Raw genomic sequence first — 17,432 nt, 5'->3', positions numbered from 1 at the left:
GTTTCTACCTCAGTTTCAGGGTGGCAAGGCCGAACAGAACCAGAATCACGGTGATAATCCAGAAACGGACAATCACCCGCGGCTCAGGCCAGCCCTTGAGTTCAAAGTGGTGGTGAATCGGCGCCATGCGGAATACGCGGCGCCCGGTCAATTTGAAGGAGGCAACCTGGATCACCACCGACAGGGTTTCCATCACGAACACACCGCCCATGATGAACAGGACGATTTCCTGGCGGACGATCACCGCGATGGTGCCCAGGGCCGCGCCCAGCGCCAGTGCGCCGACGTCGCCCATGAAGACTTGTGCGGGGTAGGTGTTGAACCACAGGAAGCCCAGGCCCGCACCGATCAACGCGCCGCAGAACACAATCAGTTCGCCTGCGCCCGGTACATACGGGATCAGCAGGTATTCAGCGAATTTCACGTTACCCGACAGATAGCAGAAGATGCCTAGGGCGCCGCCCACCATCACCGTCGGCATGATCGCCAGGCCGTCGAGGCCGTCCGTCAGGTTGACCGCGTTGCTGGAGCCGACGATCACGAAGTAGGTCAGCACCACGAAGCCGACGCCCAGTGGAATGCTGGCGTCCTTGAGCATCGGGATGATCAGGGTGGTTTCCACCGCGCTTGGCGCAGTCATGAACAGGAAGATCGCCGCGCCGAGGCCGAACACCGACTGCCAGAAATACTTCCAGCGGCTAGGCAGCCCCTTGGAGTTCTTCTCGATCACCTTGCGGTAGTCATCTACCCAACCGATGGCGCCGAACAGCAGGGTCACCAGCAGCACGGTCCAGACATAACGGTTATGCAGGTCAGCCCACAGCAGCGTACTGATGCCGATGGACGACAGGATCAACGCACCGCCCATGGTCGGGGTGCCGGATTTGGACAGGTGCGACTGCGGGCCGTCGTTGCGTACCGACTGGCCAATCTGCAGGTTTTGCAGGGTACGGATCATCCATGGCCCGAGGAACAGCGACAACGACAGCGCGGTCAGCACACCCAGGATCCCGCGCAGGGTCAGGTACTGAAAGACCGCGAAGCCTTTGTGGAACTGTTGCAGATACTCAGCCAGCAGCAGCAGCATTAATGTTTCTCCGTACTTGAGCCACACAAGGCCGCGACGACGTTTTCCATCACCGCGCTGCGCGATCCCTTGATCAAAATAGTGGTGTGTTTGTCTTGTTCAGCCGCACTCAGTGCCTGGATCAGTTCGGCCTGGCTGGCGAAATGCCTGGCGCCCGGCCCGAAGGTGTCAACGGCGTGCAGCATGTTCGGGCCAACGGCGTAAAGGGCATCGACCTTGCCGGCGGCGTACGCGCCGACTTCACGGTGAGACTGTTCGGCCCACTCGCCCAGCTCGGCAATATCTCCCAGCACCAGCACCTTGCGACCGTCGAAGCTGGTCAGCAGGTCGATGGCGGCACAGATCGAGGACTGGTTGGCGTTGTAGGTGTCATCAATCACGCGCATGCCGTTGCTGGCCAGTTGCGCGACGGTGCGGCCCTTGACCGGTTGCACGGCGCCAAGGCCGGTGGCGATGCCAAACAACGACACGCCCAGCACGTGGGCGGCGGCGGCGGCAGCCAGGGCATTGGCGACGTTGTGGTTGCCCAGCAGGTTCAGCTGTACGTGCTCGTCACCTTGCGGGGTATGCAGGGTGAAGGACGGGCAGCCACGGGCGTCGGCCTTGATATTCGAGGCATGGAAATCGGCAGCGGCGTTGTGCACCGCGAAGCTCAAGACCTTGCGACCGGCGGCACGTACGCGCCAGGTTTCGAAGGCCTTGTCATCGAGGTTCAGCACGGCAGTGCCGGATGCGTCGAGGCCTTCGATGATTTCGCCCTTGGCTTCGACGATCTTTTCAGGGCCGCCAAACTCGCCGACGTGGGCAGTACCGGCGTTGCTGATCACCGCGACATGAGGCTTGGTCATGGCCACGGTGTAGGCGATTTCGCCGATGCGCGAAGCACCCAGCTCAATGACGGCCGCCGTGTGTTCCGGGGCCAGTTCGAGCAGGGTCAGCGGAGCGCCGAAGTCATTGTTCAGGTTGCCACGGGTCGCCAGGACCGGGCCGCGCGTGCGCAGGATGCCGGCCAGCAGTTCCTTGACCGTGGTCTTGCCGCTGGAACCGGTGATCGCCGCAACAGGCTTGGTGAAGGCGGCACGGTTCAGCGCCCCCAGTTGGCCGAGGGCCAGGCGGGTGTCGGCGACCAGCAATTGTGGCAGCGTCGAGTCAGCGACTTCGCGCTGCACCAGAGCGCCGACAGCGCCTTTGGCAGCGACGTCATTCAGGTAGTCATGGCCATCGAAACTCGGGCCGGCCAAGGCGACAAACAGTTGCCCGGGCTTGATCGTCCGGCTGTCGATGCTGACGCCATCAAAGCTGCAATCAGCCGACAGCACGCGCGCCGACAAGGCCTGGGTCAGTTCGCTGAATTTAAGCGGCTTAAGCATGGGCCACCTCCCACGCGGTCAAGGCGTGATCAGCCTCGACCAGATCGGAGAAGGCGTGGCGTTCGCCGTTGATTTCCTGATAGTCCTCGTGACCTTTACCGGCCAGCACCACCACGTCGTCAGCACTTGCGCCGGCGATCAATTGGGCGATGGCTGCACCGCGACCGGCGACGAACGTCGCCTTGGACGCATCTTTAAAGCCGACACGAATGTCATCGAAAATCTGGCTTGGGTCTTCGCTGCGCGGGTTGTCGTCAGTGACGAGCACACCGTCGGCCAGGCGCTCGACGATTTCCGCCATCAGCGGGCGCTTGCCGCGATCGCGGTCACCGCCACAGCCGAACAGGCACAGCAATTTACCCTTGGCGTGGGGGCGCAGGGCCTGCAGGATTTTTTCCAGGGCGTCCGGCGTGTGGGCGTAATCGACCACCACCAGCGGCTGGGTGCCGCCGCCGAGGCGCTGCATGCGACCGGCCGGGCCTTCGAGCTTCGGCAACACCCGCAGGATTTCGTCGAGGGCGTAATCCAGGCCGAGCAAGGCACCCACAGCGGCCAATACGTTGCTCAGGTTGAAACGCCCGAGCAAGGTGCTGCGCAAATGGTGCTCGCCCTGCGGCGTAACCAGCGTGGCGCGCACGCCTTCGTCATCAAAGGTGGCTTCACGGCAATACAGGTAGGCGCTGGAGTCTTCCAGGCTGTAGCTGATCAGGCGGCCGTCGCCTTGGGCGGCGGCCAGTTGGCGACCGAATTCGTCGTCCAGGTTGACCACCCGGCACTTCAGGTCATTCCAGGCAAACAGCCGGGCCTTGGTGGCGGCGTAGGCCTCCATGGTCCCGTGGTAATCCAGGTGATCGCGGGACAGGTTGGTCATCACCGCCACGTCGAACGCCAGGGCAGTCACGCGCCCCTGGTCCAGACCGTGGGACGAGACTTCCATGGCAACCGCCTTGGCACCGGCCTTTTTCAGGTCGGCCAGGGTCGCTTGCACGGCAATCGGGTTAGGCGTGGTGTGCAGCCCGCTTTGCAGCGCTCCGTAGAAACCGGTGCCCAGGGTGCCCACGATGCCGCAATGCTGACCCAGCAGGTCAAGCGCCTGGGCGACCAGTTGGGTCACGCTGGTCTTGCCGTTGGTACCGGTCACGCCCACCAGGTTCAGGGTGCGGCTCGGGTCGCCATAAAAGCGCCCGGCGATGTCCGACAATTGCGCAGCCAGGCCCTTGACCGGAATCAAAGGCACGTCGGTGATCGGCAGCACGGTGGCGCCTTCCACTTCATAGGCTACTGCCGCAGCGCCGCGTTGCAGCGCGTCGGCGATATGGTCACGGCCGTCGAACTTGCCACCCGGCACTGCCAGGAACAGGTCGCCGGCACGCACATTACGGCTGTCCAGGGTCAACTCGCGAATCAGCAGATCGCGGCCGGCGTGGGCAAAAATCTTGTTCAGGCTCAGAGACATCAGCCGCGCCCTCCATTGGCTTTTACAGCAGCGGCCGGCGGGCCGGCGTTCGCTTGTTGGGTAGCCGGCAGGTTGTCCGGCGTGATGTTCATCAGGCGCAACGTCCCGGACATCACCTTGCTGAACACCGGCGCCGATACCAGGCCACCGAAGTAACCGGCTTTGCTCGGCTCATCGATCACCACGACGATGGCGTAGCGCGGATCGCTCATCGGGCCGAAGCCTGCGAACAGCGAGCGGTAGGAGTTTTCGGCGTAGCCCTTGGTACCCACGGCGGTTTTACGCGCGGTACCGGACTTGCCTGCCACGTGATACGCCGGCACCTGGGCACGGAACACGCCACGCGGTGCTTCGATCACTTGTTGCAGCATGCCTTGCATGGTCTTCGCGACGTTTTCCGGGATCACCTGGGTCGCAGGCGGCGCCTCGTCCAGGTGGATCAGGCTCAGCGGCACCATGCGGCCGTTGTTGGCCAGCACCGAGAAGGCGTGGGCCAGCTGGATGGCTGTCACCGACAGGCCATAACCATAGGAAAGCGTGGCGGTTTCGGCCTTTTTCCAGTCACGGTAGTTCGGCAGGTTGCCCACACGTTCGCCCGGGAAGTCCAGGCCAGTGGGTTGCCCCAGGCCGACTTTCTGCGCGAGGTGGTAGATGGCTTCGCCGCCGATATCGAAGGCGACTTTACTCATGCCCACGTTACTGGAGTTGATCAGGATACCTGTCAAATCCAGCACCGGACCTTCGGTGCGCGACACGTCACGAATGGTGTATTTGCCCAGCTGCAATGTGCCCGGGTAAACCTCGACCTTGTCGGCCGGTTTCCAGCGCCCGGTTTCCAGGGCGGCACTCATGGAAATGGCTTTCATGGTCGAACCCGGCTCGAACACGTCGATCATGGCGCGGTTGCGCATCATCGCCGGTTGCAGGTTGCGACGGTTGTTGGGGTTGTAGGTCGGCTGGTTGACCATGGCGAGAATCTCGCCGGTCTTCACGTCCATGATCACCAGGCTGCCGGCTTTCGCACCGTTCTCGATGATCGCGTTACGCAGCTCACGGTTGGCCAGGTATTGCAGGCGCAGGTCAATCGACAACGCCAAGGGCTTACCGGCCTTGGCGTTTTTGGTGACCTGGACATCCTTGATCAGTCTGCCGCGCCGATCCTTGATGACCTGTCGCTTGCCGGGAACCCCGGCCAGCCATTCGTCGTAGGCGAGTTCCACGCCTTCGCGACCGTGATCATCAATGTCGGTGAAACCCACCATATGGGCAGTGGTTTCGCCGGCCGGGTAGAAACGCCGAAATTCCTCGATGCCGTAGACACCGGGGACTTTAAGGTCGAGTACTTGCTGGCCTTGTTCGGGGGTGAGCCCGCGAACCAGGTAGATGAATTCTTTATTGGCCTGGGCTTCGAGGCGTTCGCTCAGGGCTTTCGGGTCCTGGCCCAGGGCAGCAGCGAGTTCCGGCCATTTGTCCTTGGCGGTCTGCATTTCCTTGGCGTTGGCCCACAGGGTGGTCACCGGGGTACTGACGGCCAGGGGCTCGCCGTTACGGTCGGTGATCAGGCCGCGGTGTGCAGGAATCGGGATATGCCGCAGGCTACGGGCATCGCCCTGGCCGATCAGGAAGTCACGGTCCACCACTTGCAGGTCGATAATCCGCCAGGCAATCGCGCCCACCATCAGTGCCAGCAACCCCAGCACTACGCGGAAACGCCACGGGTAGAGTGCGCCCTCGAGTTTCATCATGGCGCCACCATGCGAACTTCTGCAGCGCCCGGGATGTGCATCTTCAGTTGTTCAGTGGCCAGCACTTCGATGCGGCTGTGGGCCGTCCAGGTACTTTGCTCGAGGATCAACCGGCCCCACTCCGCCTGCGCCTTGTCGCGCACGCTCAACTCCCCGTACAGGGTATTGAGCAGTTGGCGGTTGTAATGGGCGCTGTAGGACACCGCAATCGCGGACACCAGCACGCCAACAAATAGCAGCAACATAAAGAAGCTGCCGCCCGGGAGGGGCTTGGCGAAAAGCTTGCTCACCGCAACTTCTCCGCAACGCGCATGACAGCGCTACGGGCACGTGGGTTGGCCTTGAGTTCGGCTTCGGAAGCGAACTGCGCTTTGCCATGGATTTTGATTTTCGGCACAAAAGCTTCGTAACGCACCGGCAGGTTGCGCGGCAGGTTGTCGGACTCGCCCTTGACCAGGCGACGCATGAACAATTTGACGATGCGGTCTTCCAGGGAGTGGAAGCTGATCACCACCAGGCGACCGCCCACTTCCAGAGCTTCCAGGGCGGCTTCGAGGCCGGCTTCCAGGTCGCCCAATTCGTTGTTGACGTGAATACGCAGGCCCTGGAACGCACGGGTTGCCGGGTTCTTGCCCTTTTCCCATGCAGGGTTGGCGACTTTCAGCACCTCAGCCAGGTCGGCCGTGCGCTCGAACGGCTGGATTTCCCGGCGTTCGACCACGGCACGCGCCATGCGGCCAGCGAAGCGCTCTTCGCCGTATTCCTTGAACACACGGGTGATTTCTTCGTGGGGAGCGGTAGCGATGAACTGCGCGGCGCTGATGCCACGGCTTGGGTCCATGCGCATGTCCAGCGGGCCGTCGTTCATGAAACTGAAGCCACGCTCAGGGTCGTCCAGCTGTGGGGAAGACACGCCCAGGTCCAGCAGAACCCCGGCCACCTTGCCCGCCATGCCACGTTCGGCGACTTCTGCACCGAGCTCGGCAAAGCTGCGCTGCACAACGACAAAGCGGCCGTCTTCGGCCGCTAGCGCTTGCCCGGTGGCAATCGCTTGAGGGTCTTTGTCGAACCCGAGGAGCTTACCGTCCGGACCCAGCTGGCTGAGGATCAGCCGACTGTGCCCGCCCCTGCCGAAGGTGCCATCCAAATAGCAGCCATCCGCGCGTACGGCGAGAGCCTCAACGGCTTCGTCAAGCAGTACGGTGATGTGGTTAAAGCCGCTATCAATAGTCACAGGATCAAATCACGCAGTTCATCAGGCATGGCGCCCGGTTGTTGAATAGCAGCCAGGTCAGCTGCAGAAACAGCATCCCAGGCATCTTCGTCCCACAATTGGAACTTGTTCAGTTGGCCTACCAGCATCGCGCGCTTGTCCAATTTGGCGTATTCGCGCAGACGCGGTGGAACCAGGAAACGACCACTGCCATCGAGTTCGAGGTCGACGGCATTACCAATCAGCAAGCGTTGCAGGCGGCGGTTCTCTTCACGCAGTGAAGGCAGTGCACGCAACTTGGTTTCAATCAGCTCCCACTCATCGAGCGGGTACACACATAAACAGGGATCAACGGCATCGATGGTGATGATTAATTGCCCGGAACTTCGCGAAATGAGCTCGTCACGATACCGGCTCGGCATGGCGAGACGGCCTTTTGCATCGAGACTGATAGCGTTAGCTCCGCGAAACACAGATGCGTTTCTCCAAATTTTAGCGTTTTACGTTCAAAAAACCCACTTTGTGCCACTTTCCGCCACTTGCGCACACTATAGGAATGCGCCCACCACACCGTCAAGGCGCGGATTCAAGGAAAAGCCTTACAGAACGGAGATTTAGGAAGGTAAAGGGAGGAGAAACGAGAGTTTGACGGCGATTTTGACTCAACAACACCAAATAACTCAAAGAGCTAAGGCTTAAAGTTAAAGTAATTTATTAAGAGTAAGATTTTTTCGGTATTACGAAGACGCATCTGCTGACGATTCAGCAGGGAGGGATTCTCGCGTTACTACCAGGTTCCTGCCCGAGATTCGGACAGAAGGAAAAAAGGTGGAGAGTCGATCTGTAAGCCGGGTTCTGTCTTGAACAGTCATTCGTCTACGATGGCCATCACTGGACATCTTTAGCAACCTACCCGGTCCCAGCGCGGGCCACGCCTTGGGACCCTATTTGGTCTTGCTCCAAGTGGGGTTTACCTAGCCACGAACTGTTGCCAGTCGTGCGGTGCGCTCTTACCGCACCTTTTCACCCTTACCGGTACCGAAGTACTTAGGCGGTTATTTTCTGTGGCACTTTCCGTAGGCTCACGCCTCCCAGGCATTACCTGGCACTTCGCCCTATGGAGCCCGGACTTTCCTCCCCCCTCTAATTTTCATAGAAGGCAGCGACTGTCCAATCGACTCTCCGCCGCGCAGGTTAACGGCACGGCGGCGTTAGAACAAGTATTAAAAGACACTAATGCCATCATGTTCAGACGGAGTGCAGGTTAGAACCCGGAACTATTCGCCCTTTTGTTTATCCAGCGCCACTTGATACAGGACGTTCTTGCGTACGCCAGTTATTTCCGCGGCCAATGCAGCGGCGCGCTTCAATGGCATCTCCTTGAGCAGCAGGTCAAGAATGCGCATTGCCTCGCTGCCCACGGCATCTTCGCTTTCCGGCGCCGACCAGCCGGCTACCAGCACCACGCACTCGCCGCGCTGCTGATTGCTGTCGCCCTCGACAAATTCGCGCAGTTCCTGCAGCGGCAAGCCCTTGAGGGTTTCGAAGGTCTTGGTGATTTCTCGCGCCAGCAGTGCCAGGCGATCGCCGCCGAACACCAGCTCCATATCCTGCAGGCACTCAAGGATGCGGTGCGGGGCTTCGTAGAAGATCAGCGTGCGTGGCTCTTCCTTTACCAGTTCCAGGCGCGCCCGGCGCCCGACGGCCTTGGCGGGCAGGAAGCCTTCGAAGATAAACCGGTCCGACGGCAAGCCGGCAGCAGACAATGCAGCAATCAGCGCGCACGCTCCCGGAACAGGCACTACATTGATACCAGCCGCCCGCGCCTGGCGAACCAGATGATAGCCAGGGTCGGAAATCAGCGGCGTACCCGCATCCGAGATCAACGCCACGTCATCACCCGCCAACAAACGAGTGATAAAACGACTGCCTTCTTCACGCTCGTTGTGTTCGTGACAGGCGGCCAAGGGGGTCGGAATACCGAAATGCTGCATCAACCGCTGGGAGTGCCGAGTGTCTTCAGCCGCGATCAGTTTTACGTCGCGCAACACTTTCAGCGCACGCGCACTGATGTCGTCCAGGTTGCCAATGGGCGTCGCCACGACAAAAAGCGAGCCTGCAGTGGAATTCAAAGGACCTGGAGCAGTCAAAACGCACACCTCGATGGTTGGCAAAAGCCACATTGTAGCGCGTAGACGCCTTGAATATATGCCCGCGGGGCGGGTTCGATTTCAGCCGCCTATAGGGTCCTGCAACATTTACACGACCTAAATAGACGGTTTCACGCCAGTAACATCGCGCCCCGGCCAGTGCTTGGGTACAATTCCACGCTAATTTGATCGGTATCAGGAACACTTACATGATCGCTTGCCTGCGGCTGTTCTCTGCCCTCTGCCTCGCTGCCCTGTTGGCGGCTTGCGCCAGCTCGCCCTCGTCCAGCCTTGGCGACCTCCCCCGGACTCCGGATGCCAGCATCGAGCAACTGCTCGAACAGGCGACTTCGGCCAAGACTCCGGAAAAAGCCGCGCTGTTGCGCTTGAGTGCGGCTGACCTGGCGTTTCACCAAAACAATCCGGGACGCTCGGCGCAGATTCTTGCCCAGGTGCCACTGGACGTCCTGAAACCGGCGGCGCAGGTATTTGCCAGCACCCTGTCGGCTGAACTGGCGATGGCCCGCAACCAGCCCAAGGCAGCGTTGACGGCCTTGAATCACCCGAGCCTGCAAAGCCTCAAGGAACTGCCGCCTGAACAGCAGATCCGCACGGGCACCGTGCATGCCCGCGCCTATGAGGCCGACGGCCAGACCCTGGCCGCCGCCCGCGAGCGCGTCGCCATGGCCCCGCTGCTGACGGGCGATGCCTACAACAGCAACCACGAAGCCATCTGGGCACTGATTGCCGCCTTGCCTGCCGATCAACTGCAAGCCAGCGGCAACCCGACGCTGGACGGCTGGATCAGCCTGGCCCAGGCAGTCAAGGGCGCCGGTACTCTGGAGCAACAGCAGGCGGCCATCGACACCTGGCGCGCCCAGAACCCTGGCCACCCGGCAGCTTCGCAATTGCCGCAGCCGCTGACCAAGCTCAAGGAACTGGCCAGCCAGCCGCTGAACAAGATCGCCCTGCTGCTGCCGCAGGAAGGTCCGCTGGCCGGCGTTGCCAAGGCGCTGCGCGAAGGCTTCATGGCCGCGCACTACCAGGCTGAACAAGCCGGGCAGAAGCCGCCGGTGATCGAGTTCTACGACAGCTCGCGCCTGACCTCCATCGACGACTTCTACGCCAAGGCCCAGGCCGCCGGCGTACAACTGGTGGTCGGCCCGCTGGAGAAACCGCTGGTCAAGCAACTCAGCGCACGCCCGCAATTGCCGATCACCACCCTGGCCCTGAACTACAGCGAAGCCGACCAGAACCCGGCGCAACTGTTCCAGTTTGGCCTGGCCGCTGAAGACGAAGCCCGTGAAGTGTCCCGTCGTGCTCGCGCCGATGGCCTGCACCGCGCCGCCGCCATGGTGCCGAAAGGCGAATGGGGCGAGCGCGTCTACAAGGCATTCCGTCAGGATTGGGAAGCCAATGGCGGCACCGTGGTGGGCGTCGAGTACGTTGACCAGCCGGTAGCCCTGGCCCAGCAGATTGCCGACCTGTTCCAGCTGCGCAAGAGCGAAGGCCGCGCCAAGAGCCTGCAAAGCACGGTAGGTTCGGATGTTTCCGCCCAGCCATCGCGCCGCCAGGACATCGAGTTCATCTTCCTGGCCGTGACTCCGCAACTGGCCCAGCAGATCAAGCCGACCCTGAACTTCCAATACGCTGGCGACGTGCCGGTGTATGCGACGTCCCACGTGTTCAGCGCCAGTGGCGACAAGAACCAGTACCTGGACATGACCAACGTGATGTTCTGCGAAACCCCTTGGCTGCTGAACACCACCGACCCGCTGCGCAACCAGGTCGCCGCCCAATGGCCACAAGCCAACGGCAGCCTTGGCCGCCTGTACGCGATGGGTGTGGATGCCTACCGCCTGGCGCCGCGCCTGGGGCAGCTCAAGGCACTGCCGGACACTCGTGTCGACGGCCTGTCGGGCAACCTGGGCGTCAGCGCCAGCCAGCGTGTCGACCGCCAGATGCCATGGGCGAAGTTCGTCGGTGGCGAGATCCAGCGCCTGCCTGATACCCCGCGCTGATGCCCGAGCGGTCAAGCGCACAAAGCGGCAAGGACGCCGAACTTCAAGCTCTCGAGTACCTGCAACGACAAGGTCTGCGCCTCCTGGCGCAGAACTGGTTATGCAAACGCGGCGAGCTTGATCTGGTCATGCTTGACGGCGATACAGTAGTATTTGTCGAAGTCCGCTACAGAAAACACGCACAATGGGGTGGCGCGCTCGCCAGTATCGACGGGCGCAAGCGCCAGAAGCTGATACTCGCCGCGCAGTTTTTCCTGCTCAAGGAGCGTCGCTGGGCCGATCATCCCTGCCGTTTCGATGTGGTTGCCATAGAAAGCACTCCCCGGGGAACAGCCGATCTGAACTGGCTGCAAGATGCCTTTGACAGCTGATTCGCCGGACATCTACACCGCACACTTTTGCTCTTTGCTTTGCGGGCTGCACATTCCTGTGCCAAACAGCCGCGCTACTTAAGGTCACACAGATGGACATGCAATCCCGAATTCGCCAGCTTTTCCAGGCCAGTATCGATACCAAGCAACAGGCGATGGACGTACTTGCACCGCACATCGAGCAAGCCAGTCAGGTCATGGTCAACGCCTTGCTCAACGAAGGCAAAATGCTTTCGTGCGGCAACGGCGGTTCGGCCGGCGATGCCCAGCATTTCTCCTCCGAGCTGCTCAACCGCTTCGAGCGTGAGCGCCCGAGCCTGCCGGCCATCGCCCTGACCACCGACACCTCGACGATCACCTCGATCGCCAACGACTACAGCTACAACGAAATCTTCTCCAAACAGATCCGCGCCCTTGGCCAGCCGGGGGACGTCCTGCTGGCGATCTCCACCAGCGGTAACTCGGCGAATATTATTCAAGCGATCCAGGCCGCACATGATCGTGAAATGATTGTCGTAGCATTGACCGGACGCGACGGCGGCGGCATGGCCTCGCTGCTGTTGCCCGAAGACGTGGAAATCCGCGTCCCGGCCAATGTCACCGCACGTATCCAGGAAGTCCACCTGCTGGCGATCCACTGCCTGTGCGATCTGATCGACAGCCAACTGTTCGGGAGTGAAGAATGACCGTTAAACGCCTTAGCCTATTGGCAATCACGCTGTGCCTAGGCATCAGCGGCTGCAGCTCGGTAATCGAAGCGAGCCGCGACACGCCCATCCAGGACGATAAAGGCACCCGCACTTTCGGCAGCAAAATCGATGACTCACTGATCGAGACCAAGGTTTCCGTCAACGTGTCCAAGGCCGCTCCAGACCTGGGCAACGGCGCATCGCGCATCGTGGTCGTCAGCTTCAACGGCGTGGTGCTGCTCACCGGCCAAACCCCGCGCGCCGACTTGAAGGCCCAGGCTGAACAAGCTGCCGCCACTGTGCAGCGGGTCAAGAAGGTTCACAACGAACTGCAGGTGATGGAGCCGATCACCCTGCTGGCAATCAGCAACGACGCCCTGCTGACCACCAAGATCAAGACCCAGATGCTGACCGACAGCGCCATTCCCGGCTCTCGGATCAAGATCGTCACCGACAACGGCATCGTCTACATGATGGGCCTGCTGACCCAGGCAGAAGCCACCCGCGCCGCCAACCTGGTACAAAGTGTGTCCGGCGTACAGAAGATCGTGAAGCTGTTCGAATACATCGACTGATCTATCGTCAGCCACAAAAAAGGGCGCCGTGCATTGATTGCACGGCGCCCTTTTTATTGACTACAGGTTACTGGTACTGCTGGTACGGGTTGCCCTGGAACTGGTTGTTCTGTTGTGGCGCCTGTTGCTGCTGGGCGGCCGGCTGACCGTACTGCTGGCCTGGGATCGGACCCAGGTTGACCTCTACACGACGGTTCTGGGCACGACCATTGACGTCGGCGTTGCTGGCGATCGGGTTATCCGGGCCGGCACCGCGGGCACTCAGGTTGGTCGGGCTGACACCTTGGGAGGTCAGGTAATTGGCCACGCTCTGCGCACGACGCTGGGACAGGTCCATGTTGAGCTGACGGCTGCCGGTGCTGTCGGTGTAGCCAACGATCTGGATGGTGTTCTGGTTGAACTGCTTCAGCGAGTTCGCCAGGTTGTTCAGCGGCGTGTAGAAGCTGCTGGAAATCGCATCCGAGTTGGTGGCGAAGGTGATGTTACCCGGCATGATCAGCTTGATCTGGTCGCCCTGGCGCTGCACTTCGACACCGGTGTTGGCCATGCTGGCACGCAGTTTCTTTTCCTGCTGGTCGGCGTAGTAGCCGTAGCCCGCACCACCGATACCGGCGACGGCAGCGCCGATCAACGCACCCTTGCCGCGGTTGTTGTGGTCGATGGCTGCACCCGCCAACGCACCAGCCAGGGCGCCCAGGCCACCATACTTGGCGGTGTTGCTCACACCGGAAGAGCCACCACCCTGTGCCTGGCTGCCGTCATAAGGATTAGGTGAAGCGCAGCCCGACAACAGGGCTACGGCAGTAGCAACAACAAGCAGACGACGAGAAGTGAACATGAAGGAAGCTCCTACTTTTGCATTCGGTGATGCAGAGGACATTGGCATTGGACCTGTGCCGAGCTTGGAACACGACAAACGGTAAAAATTCCATCTCCACACAAGCCCGGCCACACTCAAACCCTAGCAGAGACTTCCTGAACGGTGATTGTCATTTTCTCTATATGTTTCGTCTGATAGTTGCCACTTGGTATCCGAAAAACTACCCACATTTTGCTTCACGCGCGGACAAACGGATTCTCACGCATTTCATCTCCCAGGCGCGTGTCCGGACCGTGCCCTGTCACCACCACCGCCGCCTCATCCAGGGTGTAGAGCCGTTGCTTGATCGAGCGCACGATGGTCGCCTGGTCACCGCCCCACAAATCCGTACGGCCCACGCCGCGCCGAAACAGGGTGTCGCCGGCAATCAGCAACTTCGCATCGGCGAACCAGAAACTCATCGAGCCGGGTGTGTGTCCAGGTGTATGCAAGGCAACCCCGCAACCACAGGCCAGCTCTTCTTCATCCTCCAGCCAACGATCCGGCGACGGCACTGGCGTGTAAGGCACGCGGAACATCTGGCACTGCATTTCCAGGTTGTCCCACAGAAACTGGTCTTCCTTGTGCAGGTGCAGGGTAGCGCCGGTTTTTTCCTTCAACTGCCCGGAGGCCAGGAAGTGATCGAGATGGGCGTGGGTGTGAATAATGCTGACCACTTTCAGGCCCAGCGCATCGAGGCGCGCCAGGATCAGCTCATGGTTGCCGCCCGGGTCGACGACGATGGCTTTTTTGGTGACGGGGTCGCCGATGATCGTGCAGTTGCACTGCAACGGGCCTACCGGGAACGTTTCGCGGATCAGCGCGGGAGACTGAATATTCATGGGTATTCCTGCAAATTCAAAGGCAAACTCTTTTGTACTGCATTCCGGCGCACAGTATGTTCGACCCTGCACCCGATCCGAAAGCGCTCGCGAGCGCACGGCTGTCAAACCCGGCAACTGCTAAGCTACTCTGGCGCCAGTCATACAACGCGCAACGTATAGCGCATGGAGTGGGACTTATGGCGACCCTCAGCCCATTGATCATCTGCGAACACTGCGATTGCGTGTACGAAAAAGTCGCGCTCGCCAAACATCAGAAGACCCTTTGCACCCGCTGCGCAGGCGTACTCCAGCGTTATAACGGGCTGTCGGTGGAACAACGCCTGGCCCTGACCCTGACCGCCACCGTGCTGTGGATTTTCGCCAACTTCTACCCGGTGATGAGCATCAGCCTGCAAGGCCTGAAAAGCAGCGCCACGTTATGGGATTCGGTGGTCGCACTGGCCCAGGGCCCGATCACCTTCATCGCGCTGGTGGCGGCGATTTCCATCATCATCGCGCCGGTGTTCCAGTTGCTGCTGTTGATCTGGGTGCTGGGCTTTGCGATGAAGGGCCAACGCTCGCCGGCGTTCAAGCTGTGCATGCGCTGGCTCGAAGCGCTTCGGCCCTGGAGCATGCTCGAAGTCTGCCTGCTGGGCGCCATGGTGGCGGTGTTCAAACTCGCCGGCATGCTGGATGTGTTGCCCGGCACCGGCCTGTTTGCCCTGGCCGCTCTCAGCCTGTTGCTGATCCGCATTGCCGGGCGTGATATTCGCGACCTGTGGGACATTTTATGAGCCGTCCACCGACCGCCAGCGAACTGAACCTGTGCCTGTGCCACAGCTGCGGCCAGGCTTGCGACGTCAGCACCGCGCCCGACGAATGCGAGCGTTGCGGCGCGCCGCTGCACCGGCGCAAGGTCCATTCGCTGACCCGTACCTGGGCCTATATGCTGACGGCGCTGGCGTTTTACGTGCCCGCCAACTTACTGCCGGTGATGAACACCTCGATGCTCGGCTCGGGCGCCGACAGCACCATCATGAGCGGCGTGCTGGAGTTCTGGCAGCACGGCGCCTGGGACATCGCCCTGATCATTTTCATCGCCAGCATCGCGGTGCCGGGTATCAAGTTCGTCGCATTGACGTTGCTGCTGGTCACCGTGCAGCGCAATAACCAGTGGGCGCGCAAGGAGCGCTCGAAGCTGTTTCGCTTCGTCGAAGTGATTGGCTACTGGTCGATGCTGGATGTGATCGTGGTGGCCTTGGTGGCCGCCCTGGTGCGGTTCCAGGCCCTGGGCACCATCGAGCCGCGCCTGGGCATTCTGTTCTTTGGCCTGGTGGTGGTTTTCACCATGCTCTCGGCAATGAGTTTCGACCCGCGCCTGATCTGGGAAAACCCACACAACGAGGAGATGCCGGATGGCGTCGCAAACCACTGACAAACCGCAGCCTGCGGGCTCGCCTGCGATCAAGACGCGGCGCTTCAGCGTCTCGCTGGTGTGGATCGTGCCGATTGTCGCGGTGCTGGTGGGCATTTCGCTGGTGGTGCACAGCATCCTTCAGCAAGGGCCGAGCATTACCATTACCTTCAAGACCGGCAGCGGCCTGACCGCCAACAAGACCGACGTGAAATACCGCAACGTGGTGATCGGCCAGGTGACTGATGTGGAGTTGAGCGACGATCAGAAAAGCGTCAACGCCACGATCAAACTGTCCAAACAGGCTGAAAGCTTCACCCGTGAAGACTCGCAGTTCTGGGTGGTGCGCCCACGTATCGGCGCCGGTGGCGTTTCCGGTATCGACACGCTGCTCTCCGGGGATTACATCGGCGCCGATATCGGCCAGTCCGATACCCGCGCCAACCGGTTCACCGGCCTGGAAAACCCGCCGCCCATTACCTATGGCGAACCGGGCAAGCGCTTCACGCTGCACACCCAGGATCTGGGTTCGCTGGATATCGGCTCCCCCGTGTACTACCGCAAGATTCCCGTTGGCCAGGTGGTGGCCTATGCCCTGGACGCTGATGGCAAGGGCGTGAACATCGACGTGTTCGTGCATGCACCCAATGACGCCTACGTCACCGAGAACACCCGGTTCTGGAACGCCAGCGGGATTGATGTGAGTGTCGGCGCCAACGGGTTTGCGCTGAAAACCGAATCCTTGTCGTCCATGCTGGTGGGCGGCATCGCCTTCCTCGCCCCGCCCTACAGCCCCAACGACAAGCCGGCCGACGAAGAACACTCCTATGAACTGTTCGCCGACCAGCAAACCGCGCTGGCCCCGCCCAATGGCAAGGCGCAATACCTGAACCTGCGGTTCGACCAGGCCTTGCGCGGGCTTACGGTGGGTGCGCCAGTGGAGTTCCTGGGTATCGAATTCGGCAAAGTGGTGTCGATCAACCTGGATTTCGACGAGAAAAAACGCAGCTTCCCGGTCAACGTCGGCATAGTGATCTACCCGCAGCGTCTCGGCGAAGCCAACACCAAAATGCTCACGGTCTTGAAGCATGACCCCAACGACGAAGCTGGCGGTGTGCGCCTGATAGGCAGCTTCATCGAACACGGCCTGCGCGCCCAGGCCCGCAGCGGCAACCTGCTCACTGGCCAGCTCTATATCGCCCTGGACTTCTTCCCCAAGGCCGACAAAGTCGTGTTTGACCCGAACCTGCGCCCCGTCAGTATTCCGACCATCCCCGGCAACCTGGAACAACTGCAGGAAAAACTCGAAGGCATCGTCAACAAGATCAACCAGCTGCCGATCGAGCGAATTGCCGGCAACCTCGACGGCAGCCTGGTGGAACTGCGCAAGGGTCTCGGCCAGTTCAACGCCAAGACACTGCCGGGGGTGCAAAACACGCTGGCCGACGTGAGTAAAACCCTGCAATCCGCCAGTTCGACCCTGGCCGAGGATTCGCCGCAACGGGAACAGTTGACCCAGACCCTGGACGAACTGAGCCGCATGTCGCGCTCCCTGCGAGAGCTGTCGGACTACCTGGCACGCCATCCCGAATCGCTGATTCGCGGTCGCCCCGACAACGCCGCGCCCTCCGACCTGCAAGGGCCACCGCGCAAATGAC

The 17,432-nt window shown here is 61.0% G+C and carries 17 protein-coding genes and 1 other RNA gene; 7 read left to right on the top strand and 11 right to left on the bottom strand.

Features of this window, described 5'->3' with window-relative positions:
* Positions 1-4 precede the first annotated feature (4 nt).
* From mraY to rsmI, 9 genes are all read right to left on the bottom strand, one after another.
* The gene (gene mraY / locus HX807_RS00680; RefSeq protein WP_008434230.1) at positions 5-1,087 is read right to left on the bottom strand and encodes a phospho-N-acetylmuramoyl-pentapeptide-transferase; all 1,083 of its coding nucleotides are present in this window, start codon (positions 1,085-1,087) and stop codon (positions 5-7) included.
* A complete protein-coding gene (gene murF, locus HX807_RS00675) occupies positions 1,087-2,457 on the bottom strand; it encodes a UDP-N-acetylmuramoyl-tripeptide--D-alanyl-D-alanine ligase (RefSeq protein WP_177008739.1) in 1,371 nt (456 codons plus the stop codon). Before murF ends, mraY begins: the two co-directional genes overlap by 1 nt.
* Positions 2,450-3,913, bottom strand: coding sequence for a UDP-N-acetylmuramoyl-L-alanyl-D-glutamate--2,6-diaminopimelate ligase (locus HX807_RS00670; protein ID WP_003216207.1), 1,464 nt, complete (start codon positions 3,911-3,913; stop codon positions 2,450-2,452). The genes murF and HX807_RS00670 overlap by 8 nt, the downstream gene beginning before the upstream one ends.
* A complete protein-coding gene (locus HX807_RS00665) occupies positions 3,913-5,655 on the bottom strand; it encodes a penicillin-binding protein 2 (protein ID WP_166742205.1) in 1,743 nt (580 codons plus the stop codon). Before HX807_RS00665 ends, HX807_RS00670 begins: the two co-directional genes overlap by 1 nt.
* A complete protein-coding gene (gene ftsL, locus HX807_RS00660; protein ID WP_003216203.1) occupies positions 5,655-5,948 on the bottom strand; it encodes a cell division protein FtsL in 294 nt (97 codons plus the stop codon). The genes HX807_RS00665 and ftsL overlap by 1 nt, the downstream gene beginning before the upstream one ends.
* Positions 5,945-6,892 (bottom strand): 16S rRNA (cytosine(1402)-N(4))-methyltransferase RsmH, encoded by a 948-nt coding sequence (gene rsmH / locus HX807_RS00655; protein ID WP_003216201.1) that lies wholly within the window; start codon positions 6,890-6,892, stop codon positions 5,945-5,947. Before rsmH ends, ftsL begins: the two co-directional genes overlap by 4 nt.
* Complete coding sequence (gene mraZ / locus HX807_RS00650; protein WP_003171868.1) at positions 6,889-7,344, bottom strand: division/cell wall cluster transcriptional repressor MraZ; 456 nt, start codon at positions 7,342-7,344, stop codon at positions 6,889-6,891. The genes rsmH and mraZ overlap by 4 nt, the downstream gene beginning before the upstream one ends.
* A gap of 355 nt (positions 7,345-7,699) precedes the next feature.
* Positions 7,700-8,053, bottom strand: an RNA gene (gene rnpB / locus HX807_RS00645) — RNase P RNA component class A.
* A gap of 95 nt (positions 8,054-8,148) precedes the next feature.
* Positions 8,149-9,054 carry a 16S rRNA (cytidine(1402)-2'-O)-methyltransferase gene (gene rsmI, locus HX807_RS00640; protein ID WP_161635740.1) on the bottom strand — a complete coding sequence of 302 codons (906 nt, stop codon included), beginning with the start codon at positions 9,052-9,054 and terminating at the stop codon, positions 8,149-8,151.
* Between the two features lie 176 nt (positions 9,055-9,230).
* Between rsmI and HX807_RS00635 the strand changes: the two genes are divergently transcribed.
* The 4 genes from HX807_RS00635 (at position 9,231) to HX807_RS00620 (ending at position 12,677) form a co-directional block, all read left to right on the top strand.
* Entirely contained in the window at positions 9,231-11,042 is a 1,812-nt protein-coding gene (locus tag HX807_RS00635; RefSeq protein WP_008434234.1) for a penicillin-binding protein activator, read from the top strand.
* Positions 11,042-11,413, top strand: coding sequence for a YraN family protein (locus HX807_RS00630; protein WP_003216193.1), 372 nt, complete (start codon positions 11,042-11,044; stop codon positions 11,411-11,413). The genes HX807_RS00635 and HX807_RS00630 overlap by 1 nt, the downstream gene beginning before the upstream one ends.
* A gap of 92 nt (positions 11,414-11,505) precedes the next feature.
* Positions 11,506-12,099, top strand: coding sequence for a phosphoheptose isomerase (locus HX807_RS00625; RefSeq protein ID WP_003216190.1), 594 nt, complete (start codon positions 11,506-11,508; stop codon positions 12,097-12,099).
* Entirely contained in the window at positions 12,096-12,677 is a 582-nt protein-coding gene (locus HX807_RS00620) for a BON domain-containing protein (protein ID WP_087692852.1), read from the top strand. Before HX807_RS00625 ends, HX807_RS00620 begins: the two co-directional genes overlap by 4 nt.
* A gap of 67 nt (positions 12,678-12,744) precedes the next feature.
* Here HX807_RS00620 and HX807_RS00615 read toward each other — a convergent pair whose 3' ends face one another.
* Together HX807_RS00615 and HX807_RS00610 are read right to left on the bottom strand one after the other, a co-directional pair.
* The gene (locus tag HX807_RS00615; protein WP_032899265.1) at positions 12,745-13,515 is read right to left on the bottom strand and encodes an OmpA family protein; all 771 of its coding nucleotides are present in this window, start codon (positions 13,513-13,515) and stop codon (positions 12,745-12,747) included.
* 218 nt (positions 13,516-13,733) lie between these two features.
* Positions 13,734-14,378, bottom strand: a complete 645-nt coding sequence (locus tag HX807_RS00610; protein WP_003216184.1) for an MBL fold metallo-hydrolase — start codon at positions 14,376-14,378, stop codon at positions 13,734-13,736.
* Between the two features lie 179 nt (positions 14,379-14,557).
* Here HX807_RS00610 and HX807_RS00605 point away from each other — a divergent pair, with 179 nt between their 5' ends.
* Genes HX807_RS00605 through HX807_RS00595 form a run of 3 tightly spaced genes read left to right on the top strand, consistent with a single transcriptional unit; the run spans position 14,558 to position 17,431 of the window.
* Positions 14,558-15,154 (top strand): paraquat-inducible protein A, encoded by a 597-nt coding sequence (locus tag HX807_RS00605; RefSeq protein WP_008434242.1) that lies wholly within the window; start codon positions 14,558-14,560, stop codon positions 15,152-15,154.
* A complete protein-coding gene (locus HX807_RS00600) occupies positions 15,151-15,795 on the top strand; it encodes a paraquat-inducible protein A (protein ID WP_003216181.1) in 645 nt (214 codons plus the stop codon). Before HX807_RS00605 ends, HX807_RS00600 begins: the two co-directional genes overlap by 4 nt.
* Positions 15,776-17,431, top strand: coding sequence for an intermembrane transport protein PqiB (locus HX807_RS00595; protein ID WP_003216179.1), 1,656 nt, complete (start codon positions 15,776-15,778; stop codon positions 17,429-17,431). The genes HX807_RS00600 and HX807_RS00595 overlap by 20 nt, the downstream gene beginning before the upstream one ends.
* The last annotated feature ends 1 nt before the right edge of the window (position 17,432 follow it).

It is taken from the genome of Pseudomonas sp. D8002 (genome assembly GCF_013385695.1).
Taxonomy (GTDB): domain Bacteria; phylum Pseudomonadota; class Gammaproteobacteria; order Pseudomonadales; family Pseudomonadaceae; genus Aquipseudomonas.
The sequence above is the reverse complement of the archived record's forward strand: the minus strand, read 5'-3'. Positions and strand labels throughout refer to the sequence as shown.